The sequence below is a fragment of the Actinocrinis sp. genome (genome assembly GCF_035653575.1).
Taxonomy (GTDB): Bacteria; Actinomycetota; Actinomycetes; order Streptomycetales; family Catenulisporaceae; genus Actinocrinis.
In genome coordinates this window covers 1-19,674 of record NZ_DASRBQ010000071.1, presented here as the reverse complement: position 1 = coordinate 19,674, position 19,674 = coordinate 1, and the positions used below count along the sequence as shown (strand labels likewise).

The following is a 19,674-nucleotide window of genomic DNA, read 5'->3' as shown; positions in this document are numbered from 1 at the left end:
GTTACCCCGCACACGCCTCCCGTCGTCTCGGAGACGCGGGGGCCTGAGCCCCGAACCGGACACGGACGATCACGATCCGGTCACTCGTGCGGCTCGGCTGATCGTCCGCAGGGCGGAATACTCGGCGACGGCCATGACCAGTGGAACTACACTGGGCAGGTGATCACTCGTATCGATTTGCGGGGAATGGACCTGCTCGGGGGCTCCCTCGACCTGCGCACCCTGGTGCCGCGGGCCGAACTGGACGTCGAGACGGCCGTCGAGGCCGTGCGGCCGATCTGCGACGACGTGCGCGTCCGCGGCGAGGCGGCGCTGATCGAATACGGGGAGCGGTTCGACGGCGTCCATCTGCAGTCGGTCCGGGTCTCCCGCGAGGCGCTGGCGAATGCGCTCTCCACCCTGGACCCGCAGGTCCGCGCGGCGCTCGAGGAGTCGATCCGGCGCGCCCGCAAGGTGCACACCGACCAGAAGCGCCGCGACGTGCGCACCCAGGTCGTGCCCGGCGGCGCGGTCACCGAACGCTGGATCCCGATGGACCGGGTCGGGCTCTACGTGCCCGGCGGCCGGGCCGTGTACCCGTCCTCGGTAGTCATGAACGTGATCCCGGCGCAGGTCGCCGGGGTCGGCGCGATCGCCGTCGCCTCCCCGCCGCAAAAGGAGTTCGGCGGCCTGCCGCACCCGACGATCCTGGCCGCGTGCGCGCTGCTCGGCGTCGACGAGGTCTACTCAGTCGGCGGCGCGCAGGCCGTGGCGATGTTCGCGTATGGCGCGGGCGAGGGCGCGACCCGCTGCGCACCGGTCGACCTGGTCACCGGCCCCGGCAACGTCTACGTCACCGCGGCCAAGCGGCTGCTCAAGGGCCGCATCGGCATCGACGCCGAGGCCGGGCCCACCGAGATCGCGATCCTGGCCGACCTGACCGCGAGCCCGGCGCACGTGGCCGCCGACCTGATCAGCCAGGCCGAGCACGACCCGCTGGCCGCCGCGGTGCTGGTCACCGACGCCGTCGCGCTCGCCGAGGCGGTCGAGCTCGAACTGGCCAGGCAGGTGCCGGCCACCAAGCACAGCCAGCGCATCGCCGCCTCGCTCGGCGGCCGCCAGTCCGCGATCGTGCTGGTCGACGATCTGGAGGCCGGACTCGCCGTGGTCAACGCCTACGCCGCCGAGCACCTGGAGATCCAGACCTCGAACGCGCGCGTCGTGGCCGGCCGGGTGCGCAACGCGGGCGCCGTCTTCGTCGGCCCGCACTCGCCGGTCTCGCTCGGCGACTACTGCGCCGGCTCGAACCACGTGCTGCCCACCGGCGGCTGCGCCTGCCACTCCTCGGGGCTCTCGGTGCAGTCCTTCCTCAAGGGCGTGCACATCGTCGAGTACACCGAGGCGGCGCTCAGCGAGGTCGCGCACCACGTGGTGGCGCTGGCCAACGCGGAGGACCTGCCGGCGCACGGCGAGGCGGTGACGATCCGCTTCCCGCACGAGCAGCAGCCGCCGCAGGCGCAGCACGGCGATCTGGGGTCGCAATATCCTGAGTTCACGGCCGCCGAGGGCGGTCCGGCGGCGGACTCGGGCCTGGCGCAGCGGCCGATGGCCGCGGCCCAGTCCAACCCCGCACCGGAGCCCGACCCGGCGTCGGATTTCAACTCCGCGCCGCAAGCCGGCACCGAGCAGGAGCTGCGCTGGTGACCACGACCCAGGGCGGCCCGATCTCTTGGCAGGACCTGCCGATCCGCGACGACCTGCGCGGGCTGAGCCCGTACGGCGCGCCGCAGCTGGACGTGCCGGTGCTGCTGAACACGAACGAGAATCCGTACCCGCCGCCGCCCGAGCTGATCGCCGACCTGCGCGACGCCGTCACCGCCGCGGCTACCACGCTCAACCGCTACCCGGACCGGGACGCGGTCGAGCTGCGCAAGGATCTGGCCCAGTACCTCGGCCACGGGCTGACCGCCGCGAACCTGTGGGCCGCCAACGGCTCCAACGAGGTCATCCAGCAGATCCTGCAGTGCTTCGCCGGCTCCGGCAGAGCCGCGCTCGGGTTCGAGCCCTCCTACACGATGCACCGGCTGATCGCGCTGGCCACCGGCACCACTTGGATCGCCGAGCCGCGCGAGGGCGACTTCAGCCTCGACCCGGCCAAGGCGGTCGCCGCGATCCGGCGGCACCAGCCCGACGTGGTCTTCCTCACCTCGCCGAACAACCCGACCGGCACGGCCGCGCCGATGGAACTGGTGGAGGCGGTCGTCGACGCCGCTCCCGGCATCGTCGTGATCGACGAGGCGTATGCGGAGTTCTTCCGGCCGGGTACGGCTTCGGCACTGACGCTGTTGCCTGGTCGCCCCCGGCTGATCGTGACCAGGACGATGTCCAAGGCGTTCGCGATGGCCGGCGCGCGCGTCGGTTACCTCGCCGCAGATCCGGCGGTGATCGACGCACTGCTGCTCGTGCGGCTCCCGTACCACCTCTCCGCGCTCACGCAGGCGGCAGCGCGTACCGCGCTGGCTCACGTCGATGCGCTGCTCGGTACTGTGGACGCGGTAAAGGCGCAGCGCGACCGGATCGTGAGCGAGCTGACCGCACTCGGCCTCCCGGTCGTTCCCTCCGACGCGAACTTCGTCGCTTTCGGGGTGAACGGCGCGTCGGAGAGTGGTGATGCTCGCCGCGACAGCAAGGCGGTCTGGCAGGCGCTGCTGGATCGAGGCGTTCTGGTCCGCGACGTCGGGCTTCCCGGGATGCTGCGTGTCACCGCCGGGACACCCGAAGAGACCGGCGCGTTCCTTAACGCACTGAAGGAGATTCTGTGAGCGACGACTCCCCGCGCCGTCGCATCGGCCGGGTGGAGCGGGCCACCAAGGAGTCCACCGTCCTGGTCGAGATCGACCTCGACGGCAGCGGCTCGGTGGACGTGGAGACCGGCATCGGCTTCTACGACCACATGCTCGCCCAGCTCGGCAAGCACGGTCTGTTCGACCTGACCGTGAAAACGACCGGCGACCTGCACGTCGACTCGCACCACACGGTCGAGGACACCGCGATCGCGCTGGGTACCGCGTTTCGCGAGGCGCTGGGCGAGAAGGCCGGAATCCGGCGCTTCGCCGACTGCTGGGTGCCGCTGGATGAGGCCGCCGCGCACGCGATCGTCGACCTGTCCGGCCGCCCGTACCTGGTGCACAGCGAGCCGGAGCGGATGGCCCCGATGATCGGGTCCTACGACACCACCCTCACCCGGCACATCTTCGAGTCCTTCGTCGCGCAAGCACAGATCTGCCTGCACGTCGACGTGCCGTACGGCCGCAATGCGCACCACATCGTCGAGGCCCAATTCAAGGCGGTCGCGCGGGCGCTGCGCGACGCGTGCGCGCTCGACCCGCGGGTCGTCGGCGTGCCGAGCACAAAGGGTGTGCTATGACCGGCAGTTACGCGGCCGCGTTCCTGATCTTCCTCGGCCTGTTCCTGATCGGCGGCGTGATCTCCTTCGCCAAGCAGGGCCTGCCGAAAGTGCTGATCGGGATCCTCGGCGTGTGCGCGGCGATGGCCATCGCGGCCGGCGTGCTGCGCTGGAAGTGAGTGCTGCGCCTCCGATGAAGAAGAAGACACCGTGAAGAGCGTCGCGATCCTCGACTACGGCTCGGGCAACATCCGGTCGGCTGAGCGCGCGGTCGCGCGGCAGGGTGTCGAGGTGACCGTCACCTCCGACTTCAACGCGGCGATCGAGGCAGACGGCTTGTTCGTGCCCGGCGTCGGCGCGTACGCGGCCTGCATGGACGGACTGCGGTCCGTGCGCGGCGAGCGGATCATCGGCCGCCGGCTGGCCGGCGGGCGCCCGGTGCTCGGCGTGTGCGTCGGGATGCAGATCCTTTTCGAGCGCGGCATCGAGCACGGCGTCGAGACCGAGGGCTGCGCCGAGTGGCCCGGCACCGTCGAGCGGATCGACGCCCCGGTCGTCCCGCACATGGGCTGGAACACGCTGGAGATTCCCGGGGAAAGCCGCATGTTCGCGGGCCTGCCCGAGGACACCCGTTTCTACTTCGTGCACTCCTACGCCGTGCAGGACTGGCACCTCAACGACACCGGGCCGCTGCGCACTCCCAGGGTCGCCTGGTGTAAGTACGGCGAGCGCCCGTTCGTCGCCGCCGTGGAGAACGGCGCGCTGTGGGCCACCCAGTTCCATCCGGAGAAGTCCGGCGACGCGGGCGCGACCCTGCTCGCCAACTGGGTGTCCACCCTCTGATCCGCCTGCTCAAGCCCTTGCCCCCGCGTTAGGAAGAGTGCGCAGACATGCCGAAGCTCGAGCTCCTGCCAGCCGTCGACGTCGAAGGCGGCCAGGCGGTCCGGCTCGTCCAGGGCGAGGCCGGGACCGCGACCAGCTACGGCGATCCGCTGACCGCCGCCCTCACCTGGCAGCAGTCCGGGGCCGAGTGGGTGCACCTCGTCGACCTGGACGCCGCGTTCGGCCGCGGCAGCAACCGCGAGCTGCTGGCCGACGTGGTCGCGCGGCTGGAGGTCAAGGTCGAGCTGTCCGGCGGCATCCGCGACGACGACTCGCTGCGCGCCGCCCTGGCCACCGGTTGCACGCGGGTGAACCTCGGCACAGCGGCGATGGAGCAGCCCGCGTGGGTGGCCAAGGCCATCGCCGAGCACGGCGACCGGATCGCGGTCGGCCTGGACGCGCGGCTGGAGAACGGCGAGTGGCGGCTGCGCGGGCGCGGCTGGACCAGCGACGGCGGCGAGCTGTTCGCGACGCTGGGGCGGCTGGACCGCGAGGGCTGCGCACGGTACGTGATCACCGACGTGAACAAGGACGGGATGCTACAAGGCCCGAACGTCGAGCTGTACCGCGCGGTGTGCGCGGCGACCGAGCGGCCGATCGTGGCCTCAGGCGGCGTGTCCAGCCTCGATGATCTCAAGGCTCTGCAAAGCCTCGTCCCGCTCGGTGTGGAGGGCGCTATCGTGGGCAAGGCCCTGTACGCGGGCGCATTCACCCTCGAACAGGCGCTGGAGGCGGTTTCCTGATGGCCCTGCCCGGTAGATACGCCTCCGGCGGCCCCTTCGAGGAACGCTTCGGATACTCGCGGCTGGTCGTCGCCGGGCAGCACGCCTACGTCTCCGGCAGCACGGCCGTCGTGGACGGCATCGTCAACCACGAGGGCGACCCGTACAACCAGGCGCTCATGGCGTTCAGCGTCGCGCTCAAAGCGTTGAAGGAAGCCGGTTTTGCGCCCACGGACGTCGTACGCACGCGAATGTACGTCGTGCACCCGCGCGACATGGAGGAAGTCGGCCGCGCGCATAAGGAACTGTTCGATGCGGTACGGCCCGCCGCGACGATGGTCGTGGTCTCCAAGCTGATCGACCCTCAGATGCTCGTCGAAGTCGAGCTGGACGCCTATCGGGAGGCTCTGCGATGAGCCTGGCCGTGCGGGTCATCCCCTGCCTGGACGTGGACGCCGGACGGGTCGTCAAGGGCGTCAATTTCGCGAACCTGCGCGACGCCGGCGATCCGGTCGAACTGGCCGCCGCCTACGATGCCGCCGGCGCGGACGAGCTTACCTTCCTCGACATCACCGCCTCCTCCGGCGACCGCGAGACCACCTACGACATCGTGCGGCGCACCGCCGAGCAGGTCTTCATCCCGCTGACCGTCGGCGGGGGAGTGCGTACGGTCGAGGACGTGGACCGGCTGCTGCGCGCGGGTGCTGACAAGGTCGGGGTCAACACGGCCGCGATCGCCCGCCCCGAGCTGATCAGTGCGATCGCCGACCGCTTCGGCAGCCAGGTGCTGGTCCTGTCGGTGGACGCGCGCCGCTGTCCCGACGGCGTGAGCACGGAGTCAGGCTTCGAGGTCACCACGCACGGCGGCCGCCGCTCCACCGGCATCGACGCGATCGGCTGGGCCCGCCGCGCCGCCGAGCTCGGCGCCGGCGAGGTGCTGCTGAACTCGATGGACGCGGATGGCACCAAGGACGGCTACGACCTGGAGCTGATCCGCGCGGTCCGGGCCGAGGTGACCATCCCGGTGATCGCGTCGGGCGGTGCCGGAAAACTGGCCGACTTCGCCCCGGCGGTCGCCGCCGGAGCCGACGCGGTGCTTGCCGCCTCGGTGTTCCACTTCGGCGACCTGTCCATCGGCGAGGTCAAGCGCAGCCTGCGCGACGCCGGGTATCCGATTCGCTGACCGCTGCCTTCCGTTGCCTCCTGCGCGGGACAAGTGCACGCCGCCTCGGGCTTGTCCAGCCGGGCGGGACAAGCGCGCCCTCCCGGCTCCGGCTCGGCGGTTCGCAACTAAGGTGGAGGCATGGCAGGTCCGAAGATCACCCACGTCTCCGTCACCCCGGTCGCCGTGCTCGACGCGCCGCTGCTCAACGCCTCGGGCGTGCACGAGCCGTACCAGCTGCGCTCCGTGATCGAAATCGACACGGACGCCGGCCTTTCCGGCCTCGCCGAGGCCTATGGCGACGACCCGACCCTGGCGAACCTGCGCGCCGCGGCGCCCGCCCTCGTCGGCGTGGACGTCTTCGATCTCAACGAGCTGAACCGGCGGGTCGCCCTCGCCTTGGGCGCGGTCACGCCGGGCAGCCCCACCGAGCTGGTCGGCCGCGCCTCGCGGCAGAAGACCGTCGCGCAGACCTACGGGGCCTTCGAAGTCGCCTGCTATGACGCCCAGGGCAAGGCGACGGACCTGCGCGTCTGTGACCTGCTCGGCGGTGCGGTTCGCGATTCCGTGCCGTACAGCGCGTACCTGTTCTACCGCTGGGCCAAGCACCCCGAGCACGCGGTCCCCGACGACTATCCCGAAGACGACTGGGGCGCCGCGCTCGACCCGGACGGCATCGTGACCCAGGCCCGGCGGATGGTGGACACTTACGGATTCGGCTCGCTCAAGCTCAAGGGCGGCGTCTTCGAACCGGAGGCCGAGGTCGAGGCGATCGCGGCGCTGCGTGACGCGTTCCCCGACCTTCCGCTGCGCCTCGACCCGAACGCGAACTGGTCCGTCGCCACCTCCCTGCGCGTCACCCCGCGGCTGGAGGGACTGCTGGAGTACCTGGAGGACCCCACCGAGGGCAACCCGGGCATGGCCGAAGTCGCCCGCAAGACGACCCTCCCGCTGGCCACCAACATGTGCGTCACCAGCTTCGAGGAGATCCCCGAGGCCGCCGCGCTCGACTCGGTCGCGGTGGTGCTCTCCGATCACCACTACTGGGGCGGCTTCCGCGCCTCGCAGCGGCTGGCCGGGATCTGCGACACCTTCGGCTGGGGCCTGTCCATGCACTCGAACACGCACCTGGGCATCAGCCTGGCCGCGATGACGCAGCTGGCCGCCGCCACCCCGAACCTGACCTACGCCTGCGACACGCACTCGCCGTGGCAGCGGGAGGAGATCATCGAGCCGGGCGCGCTGCGCTGGTCGCAGGGTTCGCTCGCGGTGCCCGAAGGCCCCGGCCTCGGCGTCGAACTTGACCGTGACGCCCTCGCCCGGCTGCACGAGCAGTACCTCGCCTGTGGCCTGCGCAGCCGCGACGACAAGACCGCGATGCTGCGCGCGGACCCGAGCTGGCCGACGCACCGGCCGCGGTTCTGAGCGCTGCGGCGATCGGCGGTTCAACGGCCGGGAGCGGCGCATGGCGTGTCAGATACGTCGGGCAGGCAGGACGCCACGGCTACGGCTACGACTCCTCGTTCCAGGCCGTCGTGGCCGAACGGATCGCGTTCAAGTCGCCGGCTGACGCCAAACCGGCGTGGTAGAACCGCAACTCGCTCGCGCCCGCGTCCCGCAGCCGGACCGCGTCCTTCGCCAGGCTGTCGACGCGCCCGCCCATGTTGGCTACGGCCAGCAGCGACGCGACGACCGGCACGTCATCCGGAGCCTGTTGCGCGACAGCGGACACTGTCGCGGCCCCGTCGTCGATCGGACCCCAGCACTGCAGCACCGGGCCCACGGACTGCGCGAACAGACTCGCCGGGTCAGCGCCCGGATTCGCCCCGATCCGACGCGGGTCCGGATGCGTGTGCAGCAGGATCGGGAGTTCGGGACGTGCTTCACGCACCGCCGAGATCACCTCGGCCCGGAACCGATCCGCCGCAGCCTCGCGCACCGCGTGGACCGGCGCGAGCGTGGGTTCGAGCGTTGCGATCGTGGCGTCGTCTAACGCGCCGGGACTGCCCGCGAAGACCGGTTCAAGCGCTTCCCGCACCTGGTCACGCAGCCACGCCGGAGCGATGCCGACATTCGCGTAGTCGATCTCGCACGCCGCGCAGAAGCACAACGACAGCAGTTCTCTGGCCTGCGCCGGCAGCGCGGACGAGCCGGTCTTGTCGTGTGCGTGCAGGTGCTCGAAGCCGTACCAGCCGCAGGATTCCAGCTCCAGGCCGTCCACCTCGGGCAGCGCGGCCACCTCTGCGGCGAGCGTCGAGGCATACTCGTACACCCGCGGATTCGCGGCGCACAACGCCCAGGGGTAGCGATCCCCGAACGCGTTGACGACAGAGATCTCCGGATGAACCGTGCCGAGACGCTGATTGTGCGTCAGCACGGTCCAGGCATAGACCTTAAGCCCCGCACTGCGAAGAGCCTGCGCGCCCTCGTGGAAGGAGCCCGGCGCCCAGGTCGCGACGACCGGCTGCACCTCACGGCCGCTCCACCGCGCCCGATCCGGTTGGTAGTAGACCGCGGAGTGATCGGCCGTGACGACCTTGTGCTCCGGGTGCGCTGGAGTCAGGGCTCTGACGGTGTGATACGCGGCCGCGAGCAACACGCGGTCCACGCCGAGACCGGCTATCCGCTCCGCGCAGCCCGGATCGCCAACCGCGTCCCAGGGATACAAGTACACCCCGGCGCCGCTCATGCCAGCGCCTCCCGGGCCTGCTCGACCAGCGCCCACGCATCCTCGACGTGCGCCGCAGCCGGCTCGGTCAGCGGAGCGCGCACGCCGCCGACCGCGTGCCCCGACGCCACCGTCAGGGCCTTGACCAGCGACACCGCGTACCCGGGATGCCTGCGGCGCAGCTCCACGTACGGCCGGAAGAACACGTCGATCAGCTTGTCGAGGGTCGCCGCGTCGCCCTTGTCGAGCGCGCCGTGGAACGCCAGCGCGATGTCGGGGGCGAAGCAGAAGACCGCCGACGAATAGAGCGGCACGCCGATCGCTCGGTAGGCCCGCTGCGTGGCCTCGGCGGTAGGCATGCCGTTGAAGTACTGGAAGTCCTCGACACCTGCGGTACGCACGGCGCTGACGATCCGCTGCATCTGGTCCAGGTCGCCGCGTCCGTCCTTGAGCCCGATGATGTTCGGCACCGCGGCCAGCTCGACCACCGTTTCCGGAGCGAACACCAACTGGTCGCGCTGATACAGGATCAGGTCCAGCGGCGTGGCCGCGGCGAGCGCCCGGTAGTGCGCGATCAGTCCGGCCTGTCCGCCGTCGGCCCCGGAGGGCGGGAACACCAGCAGACCGTCCGCACCTGCGCGCTCGGCGGCCCGCGCGTATTCGGCGGCCAGCGCGGTGCCGTAGCCGGTGCCGCCGAGCACCGGTACCGTCCCTCCTGCGGACCTCGCCGCATCGACCGCGACGCGGACACACTCCTCGTACTCGGCCGGGGCGAGCGCCGGGAACTCCCCGGTGCCGCAGGCGGCGAACACCGCCGCCGGCCCCGCGGCCAGCCTGGCCTCGACATGCGCCCGATAACCCGCCGGATCGAAGGACCCGTCCGGGGCGAAGGCGGTGACCGGGAAGAACAGCAGGCCGTCGAGGCGGCCGAGCGGCGTCTGAGGTGTTCGCATGCATGAATAGTAGTCTCACTTGTGAACGCTTGCCGAGCGTGTGAGGATGGGCAGTGGCCGAAGCGGTGAAGCAGTTACATCAACGGCGGCTAGACGAAGAGCGGCGTTTGACGGCATGGCGAGGGAGAGGGGAGCGGTGAAGCAGAGCGGAACGGCGGCGCAGGCGGCCGACGAGAAAGCGGACGGCTCTGCCGCCCCGGCCGCACCCGTGGTGCCCGTCGGGACCGGAGCGGTGAAGTCCGCGGACCGCACCATCGAACTACTCGAACTGCTGGCCGGCTATAGCGAACCGCTGACGCTCAGCGAGATCCACCGCGAGCTGTCGTACCCGAAGTCGAGCCTCTTCGTGCTGCTGCGCACCCTGGTGGCGCGCGGCTGGGTCGAGACCGACCGGCGCGGCACCGGCTATTCGATCGGCGTGCGCGCCCTGCTGGTCGGCACCTCCTATCTCGACCGCGACCCGGTGATCCGCGCCGCCACCCGCATGCTCGAGGAGCTGCGCACCGAGGTCAACGAGACCGTGCACCTGGCCCGGCTCGACGGCGCCGACGTGGTCTACCTGGCCAGCCGCGAATCGGCGCATCACCTGCGGCTCACCTCGCGGGTCGGCCGCCGGGTGCCCGCGTACGCGACCGCGCTCGGCAAGGCGCTGCTGGCCGGCCGCACCGACGCCGAGGTGGACGCCCTGCTGCCGGCCAAGCTCGAACCGCTCACCCCGCAGACCGTGACCGACCGCGCCGCGCTGTTCGCCGAGCTGGCCCTGGTCCGCGAGCGCGGCTACGCGACCGAGCGCGGCCAGAACACCCCCGGTCTCGGCTGCTTCGCGGTCGCGCTGGAGTACCGCCTCCCGCCGATCGACGCGATCAGCTGCTCGGTGCCGTACGCGCGGCTCGACGATCCCGACCACGCCGCGCAGGTGCTGGACGCGGTCCGCAGACACGCCGGGCAACTAAGTTTCCTGCTACGGCCCTGACTTCGAGCATTCACACACTCACAGCGCAAGAAACCGCAAGAAACGCGGTGCGACGAAAGGCGGGTGGATCGTTGTCCACGATTCTGATCACCGGCGCGGCAGGCGGGATCGGCAGCGCGATGCGCTCGCGCATGGCGCGTCCGGGGCGCACGCTGCGGCTGCTGGACATCGAGCCGCTCGAAGCCGGGCCGGGCGAGGAGACGGTCCGCGCGTCGGTCACCGACCTGGCCGCGCTCACCGCGGCCTGCGAGGGCGTCGACGCGGTGATCCACCTCGGCGGCAAGTCCGGCGAGGCACCGTGGGAGCGCATCCTGGAGACGAACATCGACGGCACGTACAAGGCCTTCGAGGCCGCGCGGCGGGCCGGTGTGCCGCGGGTCGTCTTCGCCTCTTCGAACCACGCGGTCGGCTTCCACACCCCCGACGAGTACCCGCTGCCCGAGTCGGTGCAGACGCTGCCGGACACGTATTACGGCGTGTCCAAGGTCACCGGTGAAGCGCTCGGCGCGCTCTACCACCACCGCTACGGCCTCGACGTGATCTGCATCCGGATCCTGTCCTGCTTCCCGAAGCCGCCGAACCAGCGCGCCCTGTCCACCTGGCTGTCGCCTGACGACTGCGCCCGGCTGTTCGAGGCCTGCCTCGCGGCGGAGAAGCCCGGCTACAAGATCGTCTACGGGGTCTCCGCGAACACCCGCGGCGGCTGGGTCTCCCTCAAGGGCGCCAGCGAGCTCGGGTACGAGTCGAAGGACGACGCCGAGGTCTTCGCCAGGGAGCTGTTTGCCGAGCAGGGCGAGTTGCCGGCGGACGACCCGGTCTTCCAGCATCTTGGCGGCCAGTTCACGCTGCCTGACCTGGACGCCGACAACCTGTGACGATGAGGACGGATACGCGATGAACAGCATCCAGGGGCACGACCCGCGCACCGGCGGCCCGGTCGGCGACCCGGTGCCCGCGACCGGAACCAAGCAGGTCGACGCGCTTGTGCAGGCGGCGTTCGCAGCCTTCGAGACCTGGCGCGACACCAGCCGCGCGGCCCGCGCGGCCGCGCTGGAGGCCGTCGCCGACGCGCTCGACGCGCACGTCACCGAGCTGGTCGCGCTCGCCGACTCGGAGACCGCGCTCGGCACCACCCGGCTGACCGGCGAGGTGGCCCGCACCACCGGCCAGCTGCGGCTGTTCGCCGAGGTGGTGCGGGATGGCTCGTATCAGGGCATCGTGATCGAACACGCCGAGGCGGCGCGGCCGGACCTGCGCCGGATCAAGCGCCCGATCGGCCCGGTCGCGGTGTTCGCCGCGTCCAACTTCCCGTTCGCGTTCTCGGTGGCCGGCGGCGACACCGCCTCGGCGCTCGCGGCCGGCTGTTCGGTGATCGTGAAGGCGCACGAGGCGCACCCGCGCACGTCGCTGCGCACCGCCGAGCTGGTGCGCGAAGCACTGCAGAAGGCGGGCGCGCCGGAGCGCGTATTCGACATCGTATTCGGCATGGAGGAAGGCGTCGCCCTCGTGCAGCACCCGCTGCTCAGCGGCGTCGGCTTCACCGGTTCGACCCGCGGCGGCCTGGCCCTGGCCAAGCTGTGCGCCGAGCGGCCGCAGCCGATCCCGTTCTACGGAGAACTCGGCTCGGTCAACCCGGTAATCGTGTTCCCCGGCGCCGCTCGCAGCAAGGCACAGGACATCGCGCGCGGCTACGCGGCCTCGCTGACCCAGGGCGTCGGCCAGTTCTGTACCAACCCCGGCGTGCTGTTCGTCCCCGACGTACCGGAACTGCTCGAAGCCATCGAGTCGGCGGTCGCGCAGACCACCGGCGGCCCGATGCTCTCGGAGCGCATCCACGCCGGTTACGTCTCAGCGGTCGAAGAACTCGGCGCGCGCGGCGATGTCAGCCTTCTGGCGAGCGGCAAGGCCGGGGAGGGCCCGTGGTCCGCGGCACCCAAGGTGTACCGCACCACGCCCGACGCGGTCCGGGAAAGCAGCGAGCTGCTGACCGAGGAACACTTCGGCCCGGTCGGCGTGGTCGTGGTCGGTGCCGCCCCGGCCGACGCGATCGACGTGATCGAGAACGAGAGCGGCGGCAACCTCACCGCGACCATTCACGCGGACCTCGATGGCGACGACGTCCAGGAGGCCCGGCGCATCGGACGGCTGCTGGCGGAGCGCGCGGGCCGGGTCATCTTCAACGGCTGGCCGACCGGCGTCGCGGTCACCTACGCGCAGCAGCACGGCGGTCCGTTCCCCGCGACCACCACGCCCGCGTACACCTCGGTCGGCGCGGCGGCGATCGACCGGTGGCTCGTCCCGGTGGTCTACCAGGACTTCCCGCCGGAGCTGCTGCCGGACGAACTGCGCTGACTCAGCCGAGGACCGAGGAGCTGGCGATCAACCAGCGGCCCCGTCCCTGATCGAAGAGCAGGCCGAACTGGGTGCGTTCCTTGGCGAACGAGCCGTCCTTGTAGTAGTAGTCGATCGTCGCCGTCACGGTGGAGGGCAGCGTCGCGGTCACATCGGAGACCGTGACGCGCTGAATCTTCGACCAGAACGACTGGTAACCCGACCAGCCGCCCGCGTGGTTCTGCTGGTAGTCGGGAGTCATCCAGGGCCACGCCTGGCTGAGGTTCCCCGGCACCAGGTGGTAGTAGGCGATGATCGTCGACGTCAGCTGATCCGCGCGGCTCTGTGCCGGAGCCGACGCGGCCGTGGCCGACGCGGAAGGAGACGCAGAGCTCTTCGAACCGCTCGGGTTCGACGGCCGCGACGACGCGGACGGCGCAGCGGCGGTGGAGGCCGCGGCGTGGCTGGTCGGTGTGCTCGCCCCGGCCTTCGCTGTGGTCGAGTGGCCGCCGAGCGCGACGGAGAGCCCCCATCCGCCGAGCGCGAGAAGCAGCGCCGCGATGAGCACCGCGATCACCGCGCGACGGCGCGTCCCGAGAGCGAAGCGCTTTCGCGGCGCGGGTTCCGAGGAGGCGGCCGCTGGGACAGCAGGCGGCGGTGTTGGCGCGGGGCTGTCGGCGTAGGGCCGATCGGCGGGTATCGGGGCGGCTGCCACCAAAGGCGTCGTGCGGGCGGCGGCGGGTTGCTCGGGCTCCGGTTCCGCGGGTACCGCGTCTTCGGGCGCGGTCTCCAGTGCCTTCAGTGCCCGCTCCGCGTGCGGCATCGCCGGCCGCAGCGTCGGATCGCGCGAGAGCATCCACAGCAGCACCGGCTCCAGCGGACCGGCATGGCGCGCCGGGATGATCTCCTCGTGGATGATGCGGTACAGCTGCGCGACCGCGTTCTCGGTATTCCCGAACGGCGGCTGGCCTTCGACGGCCGCGTACAGCGTCGCGCCGAGCGAGTAGACGTCGCTGAGCGAATCAGCAGGCTGACCCTGGGCGACCTCCGGCGCGATGTAGCCGAGCGTTCCCAGCAGCAGGCCGCTGGCGGTGACCGTGGTGTCGCCCACGGCCCGGGATATCCCGAAGTCCGTGAGCTTCACCTCGCCGTCTTCCGCCAGCAGGACGTTGCCGGGTTTGACGTCGCGGTGCACGATGCCGGCGTTGTGCGCGGCGGTGAGGGCGGAGGCCAGCTGGGCGCCGATACGGGCGACCTCGTGCGGGGGGAGCAGCACTCCCGCGGCCATCAGCTGGGCCAGGCTGCGCGACTCCAGGTACTCCATGACGAGGAACGGGCGGCCGTCGTGGTCGACGATGTCGTATACGCCGATCACGTTCGGGTGGTGCAGCCGCGCCGCGATGCGGGCTTCGCGCATCGCCCGCCGCGTGCCCTCGTCGCCGAGGCCGGCGCCGCCGGTCGTCGAGCGCACCATGAGCTCTTTGAGCGCTACCGTCCGCCCCAACACCTCATCGCGCGCCCGCCACACCACGCCCATGCCGCCGGTGCCGACTTGGGCGAGCAGGCGATAGCGGCCCGCGATCAGATCGTTCGTCTCAGTCACTTCGGTCCAACCGCGCTCCCGGCTGATCTCAGGACCCTGCTCGCACCGGCCGGAATCCAGCTACCCGTGGGCAGCGCGGGGAAACGGTGCGCCCCCGGTGCCGGGAGGCCGGGGACGGGCAGGTCTGACTGATCTTGTCATATCCCGAGCTTGGCCGAGCGCAGCCGGTTGACCGCCGCGTCGTCTCCGGTCAGCTGCACGTGCGCGGCCTCCTTGCGGCCGCTGGCGAACAGGACCAGTTCACCGGCCGGCCCGGTCACCGTGACCATCAGCGGGGTGGCGGCCTTCGCGACCACGGTCTGCCGCGGGCCCTCGCCGTTCTCCGCGCGCACCAGGGTCACGCCGACCGGCACCGAGCGGAAGGCCAGCCTCGCCTGCCGGCGCAGCCGGTTCCACAGCTCGTCCGAGTTCACCAGGTCCAGTTCGCGCGGCGGATCGCCCACCGCCCGGCGCAGATCCTCGTGGTGCACGAAGTACTCCACCGTGTTCACCGCCGCGTCCATCGCGCCGAGGCGGAAGACGGACCACGGCGGCGGTCCCTTCCGTACCCGCTCGACCAGGTCCAGGTACGGGGTGTGCTGCTTGACGGCGTTCTGCGCCCGCCGCGTGATCGGTGACAGGGGCTTGATGATAATCCCGGCCGCGGCCAGCGGCCTCGAGTCGCGGATGACCAGATGGGCCGCGAGATCGGCGGCGCTCCAGCCCGTGCACAGCGTCGGCGCGTCCGGCCCGACCCGCACCAGCGTGTCGGCCAGCGCCTCGCGTTCCTCACGTGCGAACCCGTTCATGCTGCTACTCCCGCGGTGTTGGTAGGGCTGCAGTGTCGGTGGTGCGAGCGAACCTCCAGGCGGCAACGGTGCTCGCCGCGCAGAATACCGGGATCACACACGCTGTGCGACGAACGCGCCGCCCGGAGCGGGTAAGGGGCTCCGATCGGAAATCTCCTATACCGCGCCGTTGTTGTCGCATTAGAGTCGAACGCCGCACGCACGCGCCAGCCCGCAGGCGCGCCTGAACCGAGGGGAGATCGGCTTGCCCAGCCGAAGCCGCCAAGCCGACGCAGAGCAGAACACCACGGATCTGGCGCAGGGCGGCACGCCCGGACGTTCCCCCTTCCGGCAGGGCCTCGGCGTGCTGGGCGTCGCGATCCGCAGCGCGCCGCGCGTTTTCGCGGCCGCCGTCGCCGGAAGCGCGTTGTACGGCACGATGACCGTCGGCTCCGCCTGGGCGATCGGCTGGGCGACGAACCACGTCGTGCTGCCGGACCTGCATCGCGGCTCGGCCCCGGGAACCGGCCTCGCCGCCGCCGGCCTGCTGATCATCGGCGTGGCGATAGCGAAGGTGATCGGCATCTTCGGGCGGCGCCTGCTCGCCGGAGTGGTGGTCTTCCGCGCGCAGGCCGAGTTCCGGCGCAAGGTCAGCGACGCCTATCTGCGCCTGCCGCTCAGCTGGCATCAGCGCCACCCGACCGGCCAGCTGCTCTCCAACGCCAACTCCGACGTCGAGATGGCGTTCCAGCCGATGAACCCGCTGCCGATGACCCTCGGCGTGATCGTCATGCTGCTGCTGGCCGTGGTCGACATGTTCCTCACCGACACCGTGCTCGCCCTCGTCGGCGTGCTGCTCTTCCCTGCCGTCATCGTGCTGAACACGGTCTACACCCGCTACGCGGGGCCGCGCTTCGCCCGCGCGCAGGAACTTCGCGCGCACGTCGCCGAGGTCGCACACGAGTCCTTCGACGGCGCGCTGGTGGTCAAGACGCTCGGTCGCGAGGAATCGGAGACCGAGCGGTTCGCCGCGCGCACCCGCGCCCTGCGCGACGCCAACATCAACGCCGGGCGCGCCCGCTCCCTGTTCGACCCGATGCTCGAAGCGCTGCCCAACCTCGGCGTGCTCGCGGTGCTGCTGATCGGCGCGACCCGCGTGGCCCAGGGCCAGAGCCGGCCCGGAGACGTGGTCAGCATCGCGTATCTCATCACCCTGCTGGCCTTCCCGATCCGCGCCATCGGCTGGGTCCTGGGCGACCTGCCGCGCGGCGTCGTCGGCTTCGGCCGCGTCCGCGCGGTGCTCAGCGCCGAGGAACACACCGAATACGGCAAGGCGCGGCTCGCCCGCGACGCCGGTCCGGCCGCGCTCGAGTTCGACCGGGTCGAGTTCGCCTACGAATCCGCACCGGACCTTCCGGTGCTGCGCGGCGTCAGCACCCGCATCGAGCCGGGCCGCACCGTCGCGCTGGTCGGCGCCACCGGCTCCGGCAAGTCCACGCTCGCCACGCTGCTGGCCCGCCTCGCCGACCCGACCGGCGGCGCGATCCGGCTCGACGGCACCGACCTGCGCGAGCTGGCGAAGGGCGAGGTACCGCGCGCGGTGGCCCTGGTCGCGCAGCAGACCTTCCTGTTCGGCGACACGGTGCGTGCCAACGTCGGGCTCGGCGACGACCCGTCCGAGGCCGAAATCCGTGCCGCTCTGCGCATCGCGCAGGCCGAGCGGTTCGTCGACGCGCTGCCCAATGGGCTGGATACGGTCATCGGTGAGCGCGGTACGACCCTCTCCGGCGGCCAGCGGCAGCGCCTGGCCCTCGCCCGCGCCCTCGTGCGGCATCCCAGGCTGCTGATTCTCGACGACTGCACTTCGGCGGTCGACCCGAGCGTCGAAGCGGCGATCCTCGGCGGCCTGAAGCAGAACGCTCTCGGCGCGACCGTCGTGGTCATCGCCTACCGCAAGGCCACGGTCGCGCTCGCCGACGAGGTCCTCTTCCTCGACGACGGCGTCATCGCCGATCGCGGCACGCACGAGGAACTGCTGGAACGCTGCGCCGGATACCGCGACCTGATCACGGCCTACGCGCGCGCCGCCGAAGACGCCGCCGCGTCGGAGGTCGACCCGGACGCCATCGAGGACGACGCCATCGAGGACGAGGACCTGGAAGGAGCGGTCGCATGACCGCCACCATCGAGCAAGCGGTGCCGGGCGCTCCCGAGATCGTGCTGGTCCGCGAGGCCTCCGGCAGTCCGCTCTCCATCGTGCGCAAGGGACTGCGGCTCTCGCCCGAGTTCACCCGCGGCATCGGCGTGACCATGCTGCTGGCTTTCCTCGCGACGGTCGGCCGCATCGTCATCCCGATCGCCGTGCAGCAGGCGGTGGACCACGGCTTCGACGCGCCCGGCGGCGTGGACACCGGTGAGGTGCGGGTCATGGCCGGCCTCGCCGCACTCGCGGTCGTCATGACGACCCTCGCCGCGTACACGATGAACCGGCGGCTTTACCGCGCCAGTGAATCCGGTCTCTCCACGCTGCGCATCAAGGCGTTCCGGCACGTGCACGAGCTGTCCGTGCTGCACCAGCAGGCCGAGCAGCGCGGCGCGCTGGTCTCGCGGGTGACCTCCGACGTGGACACCATCACCAACTTCATCCAGGAAGGCGGCCTGATGCTGTTCATCAGCGTCGCCCAGATGTTCCTGGCCACCGTCGTGATGGGCAGCTACTCCTGGCAGCTGACCCTGCTGGTCTGGCTCTGCTTCCTGCCACTGTTCGCCGCGATGCGGTTCCTGCAGCGGCGCACCGGTGCCCGGTACAACGCGGTGCGCCAGTCGATCGGCCGCATGCTCAGCGCGTTCAGCGAGTCGCTGGTCGGCGCGCCGGTCGTGCGCGCGTACGGCATCGAGGAGCGCACCGGCCGCCGGATCAACGAGGCCGTCAACGCCACGCGCGCCGCCCAGGTACGCGCGCAGGCGGTCATCGTCGGCACCTTCAGCGCCGGCGAGGTCGCCGCCGGACTGGCGAACGCCGGCGTGGTCGTCGTCGGCGTCGCACTCGGCGTGGGGGGACACATCACCGCGGGCCAGCTGATCGCGATGCTGTTCCTGGTCTCGCTGTTCATCACGCCGGTGCAGTGGGGCGTCGAGGTGCTCAACGAGGCGCAGAACGCGATCTCCGGCTGGCGGCGGGTGATCGGGCTGCTCGAATCAGAGCCCGATGTCCCGGACCCCGGCGCGCACGGGCTGGCCGAGCCGCTGCCGGGCGGGCCGGTGCGGGTCGAGTTCCAGCGGGTCGGCTTCGCGTACCCGGGCGGGCCGCCGGTCCTGCGCGACATCAGCGTTCAGATTCCGCAGCGGGCCCGGGTCGCGGTGGTCGGCGAGACCGGCTCCGGCAAGACCACCTTCGCCAAGCTGCTGACCAGGCTGATGGACCCCAGTGAGGGCAGAGTGCTGATCAACGGCGTGGACCTGCGCCGGATCGGCTTCGACGAGCTGCGCCGCCGGATGGTCATGGTGCCGCAGGACGGCTTCCTCTTCGACGGCACGATCGCCGACAACGTCCGCTACGGCGCTCCCGGCGCGACGGACGAACAGGTGGCGGCGGCCTTTGACCGGCTCGGCCTCGGCGAGTGGCTCGCCGGGCTGCCGGCCGGAGCGGGCACGCAGGTCGGCCAGCGCGGCGAGTCGCTGTCGGCGGGGGAGCGGCAGTTGGTCGCGCTGGCCCGCGCGTACATCGCCGACCCCGACTTGCTGCTGCTCGACGAGGCGACCTCGGCCGTGGACCCGGCCACCGAGCTGCGCATCCAGCGCGCGCTCGACGAGCTGACCCGCGGCCGCACGACCGTGGCCATCGCACACCGGCTCTCCACCGCCCAGGCCGCGGACGAAGTGCTGGTCTTCGACGCGGGAGAACTGGTCGAGCGCGGATCGCACCGCGAGCTGGTCGCACAGGACGGCGTCTACGCGCGGTTGCACGCCTCGTGGGCGCGCCAAGCACAGGCCGCCTGAACCGGCCCGGCCGGCCGTGCGGCTAGCCGATCAGGGCACGATGTAGAAGGAGAAGACGTAGTACGTCGCCCACAGGAGCAAGCCGCAGTTGACCGTGAGCATCGCAGCCCACTGCCACCGGCGACGCGTGATCAGTGCCGCCGCGACCAGGCACGGGAACAGCGCGCCGAGGTATCGCGGCAGCGACGTGAAATCCTTCGAGCCGATCGCCAAGACGAAGGACGGAATC

The 19,674-nt window shown here is 71.2% G+C and carries 19 protein-coding genes; 14 read left to right on the top strand and 5 right to left on the bottom strand.

Features of this window, described 5'->3' with window-relative positions:
- Positions 1–159: 159 nt before the first annotated feature.
- The 9 genes from hisD (at position 160) to VFA06_RS10300 (ending at position 7,576) form a co-directional block, all read left to right on the top strand.
- Positions 160–1,683 (top strand): histidinol dehydrogenase, encoded by a 1,524-nt coding sequence (gene hisD, locus VFA06_RS10340; RefSeq protein WP_324840249.1) that lies wholly within the window; start codon positions 160–162, stop codon positions 1,681–1,683.
- Positions 1,680–2,801, top strand: a complete 1,122-nt coding sequence (locus VFA06_RS10335) for a histidinol-phosphate transaminase (RefSeq protein WP_324840248.1) — start codon at positions 1,680–1,682, stop codon at positions 2,799–2,801. Before hisD ends, VFA06_RS10335 begins: the two co-directional genes overlap by 4 nt.
- Entirely contained in the window at positions 2,798–3,406 is a 609-nt protein-coding gene (hisB, locus tag VFA06_RS10330) for an imidazoleglycerol-phosphate dehydratase HisB (protein WP_324840247.1), read from the top strand. Before VFA06_RS10335 ends, hisB begins: the two co-directional genes overlap by 4 nt.
- Positions 3,403–3,564 carry a hypothetical protein gene (locus VFA06_RS10325; protein ID WP_324840246.1) on the top strand — a complete coding sequence of 54 codons (162 nt, stop codon included), beginning with the start codon at positions 3,403–3,405 and terminating at the stop codon, positions 3,562–3,564. Before hisB ends, VFA06_RS10325 begins: the two co-directional genes overlap by 4 nt.
- A 31-nt stretch (positions 3,565–3,595) precedes the next feature.
- Positions 3,596–4,228: an imidazole glycerol phosphate synthase subunit HisH gene (gene hisH / locus VFA06_RS10320; protein WP_324840245.1), complete on the top strand. Its 633-nt coding sequence runs from the start codon at positions 3,596–3,598 to the stop codon at positions 4,226–4,228.
- Positions 4,229–4,275: 47 nt separating this feature from the next.
- Positions 4,276–5,010: a bifunctional 1-(5-phosphoribosyl)-5-((5-phosphoribosylamino)methylideneamino)imidazole-4-carboxamide isomerase/phosphoribosylanthranilate isomerase PriA gene (gene priA, locus VFA06_RS10315; protein ID WP_324840244.1), complete on the top strand. Its 735-nt coding sequence runs from the start codon at positions 4,276–4,278 to the stop codon at positions 5,008–5,010.
- Positions 5,010–5,405 (top strand): RidA family protein, encoded by a 396-nt coding sequence (locus tag VFA06_RS10310; RefSeq protein ID WP_324840243.1) that lies wholly within the window; start codon positions 5,010–5,012, stop codon positions 5,403–5,405. Before priA ends, VFA06_RS10310 begins: the two co-directional genes overlap by 1 nt.
- Positions 5,402–6,172 (top strand): imidazole glycerol phosphate synthase subunit HisF, encoded by a 771-nt coding sequence (gene hisF / locus VFA06_RS10305; RefSeq protein ID WP_324840242.1) that lies wholly within the window; start codon positions 5,402–5,404, stop codon positions 6,170–6,172. Before VFA06_RS10310 ends, hisF begins: the two co-directional genes overlap by 4 nt.
- 120 nt (positions 6,173–6,292) lie before the next feature.
- Positions 6,293–7,576: a glucarate dehydratase family protein gene (locus VFA06_RS10300; protein WP_324840241.1), complete on the top strand. Its 1,284-nt coding sequence runs from the start codon at positions 6,293–6,295 to the stop codon at positions 7,574–7,576.
- Positions 7,577–7,661: 85 nt separating this feature from the next.
- On the opposite strand, the gene VFA06_RS10295 is transcribed toward VFA06_RS10300, so the two are convergent.
- Together VFA06_RS10295 and VFA06_RS10290 are read right to left on the bottom strand one after the other, a co-directional pair.
- Positions 7,662–8,840, bottom strand: coding sequence for a hypothetical protein (locus VFA06_RS10295; protein ID WP_324840240.1), 1,179 nt, complete (start codon positions 8,838–8,840; stop codon positions 7,662–7,664).
- The gene (locus VFA06_RS10290) at positions 8,837–9,772 is read right to left on the bottom strand and encodes a 5-dehydro-4-deoxyglucarate dehydratase (RefSeq protein ID WP_324840239.1); all 936 of its coding nucleotides are present in this window, start codon (positions 9,770–9,772) and stop codon (positions 8,837–8,839) included. Before VFA06_RS10290 ends, VFA06_RS10295 begins: the two co-directional genes overlap by 4 nt.
- Before the next feature lie 208 nt (positions 9,773–9,980).
- Here VFA06_RS10290 and VFA06_RS10285 point away from each other — a divergent pair, with 208 nt between their 5' ends.
- The 3 genes from VFA06_RS10285 to VFA06_RS10275 all read left to right on the top strand — a co-directional run bounded on the left by VFA06_RS10285 (position 9,981) and on the right by VFA06_RS10275 (position 13,097).
- The gene (locus VFA06_RS10285) at positions 9,981–10,745 is read left to right on the top strand and encodes an IclR family transcriptional regulator (RefSeq protein ID WP_349260145.1); all 765 of its coding nucleotides are present in this window, start codon (positions 9,981–9,983) and stop codon (positions 10,743–10,745) included.
- Between the two features lie 71 nt (positions 10,746–10,816).
- Positions 10,817–11,620 (top strand): NAD(P)-dependent oxidoreductase, encoded by an 804-nt coding sequence (locus VFA06_RS10280; RefSeq protein ID WP_324840237.1) that lies wholly within the window; start codon positions 10,817–10,819, stop codon positions 11,618–11,620.
- Positions 11,621–11,639: 19 nt separating this feature from the next.
- Positions 11,640–13,097 (top strand): aldehyde dehydrogenase (NADP(+)), encoded by a 1,458-nt coding sequence (locus VFA06_RS10275; protein WP_324840236.1) that lies wholly within the window; start codon positions 11,640–11,642, stop codon positions 13,095–13,097.
- Between the two features lies 1 nt (position 13,098).
- Here VFA06_RS10275 and VFA06_RS10270 read toward each other — a convergent pair whose 3' ends face one another.
- Together VFA06_RS10270 and VFA06_RS10265 are read right to left on the bottom strand one after the other, a co-directional pair.
- Positions 13,099–14,679: a serine/threonine-protein kinase gene (locus tag VFA06_RS10270; protein ID WP_324840235.1), complete on the bottom strand. Its 1,581-nt coding sequence runs from the start codon at positions 14,677–14,679 to the stop codon at positions 13,099–13,101.
- Positions 14,680–14,816: 137 nt separating this feature from the next.
- Positions 14,817–15,467: a TIGR03085 family metal-binding protein gene (locus tag VFA06_RS10265; protein ID WP_324840234.1), complete on the bottom strand. Its 651-nt coding sequence runs from the start codon at positions 15,465–15,467 to the stop codon at positions 14,817–14,819.
- Positions 15,468–15,759: 292 nt separating this feature from the next.
- Between VFA06_RS10265 and VFA06_RS10260 the strand changes: the two genes are divergently transcribed.
- Entirely contained in the window at positions 15,760–17,622 is a 1,863-nt protein-coding gene (locus VFA06_RS10260; RefSeq protein ID WP_349260144.1) for an ABC transporter ATP-binding protein, read from the top strand.
- The gene (locus VFA06_RS10255; protein ID WP_324840232.1) at positions 17,619–19,445 is read left to right on the top strand and encodes an ABC transporter ATP-binding protein; all 1,827 of its coding nucleotides are present in this window, start codon (positions 17,619–17,621) and stop codon (positions 19,443–19,445) included. The genes VFA06_RS10260 and VFA06_RS10255 overlap by 4 nt, the downstream gene beginning before the upstream one ends.
- A 30-nt stretch (positions 19,446–19,475) precedes the next feature.
- On the opposite strand, the gene VFA06_RS10250 is transcribed toward VFA06_RS10255, so the two are convergent.
- A partial coding sequence (locus tag VFA06_RS10250) for a hypothetical protein (RefSeq protein WP_324840231.1) occupies positions 19,476–19,674 on the bottom strand: 199 nt, incomplete at its 5' end.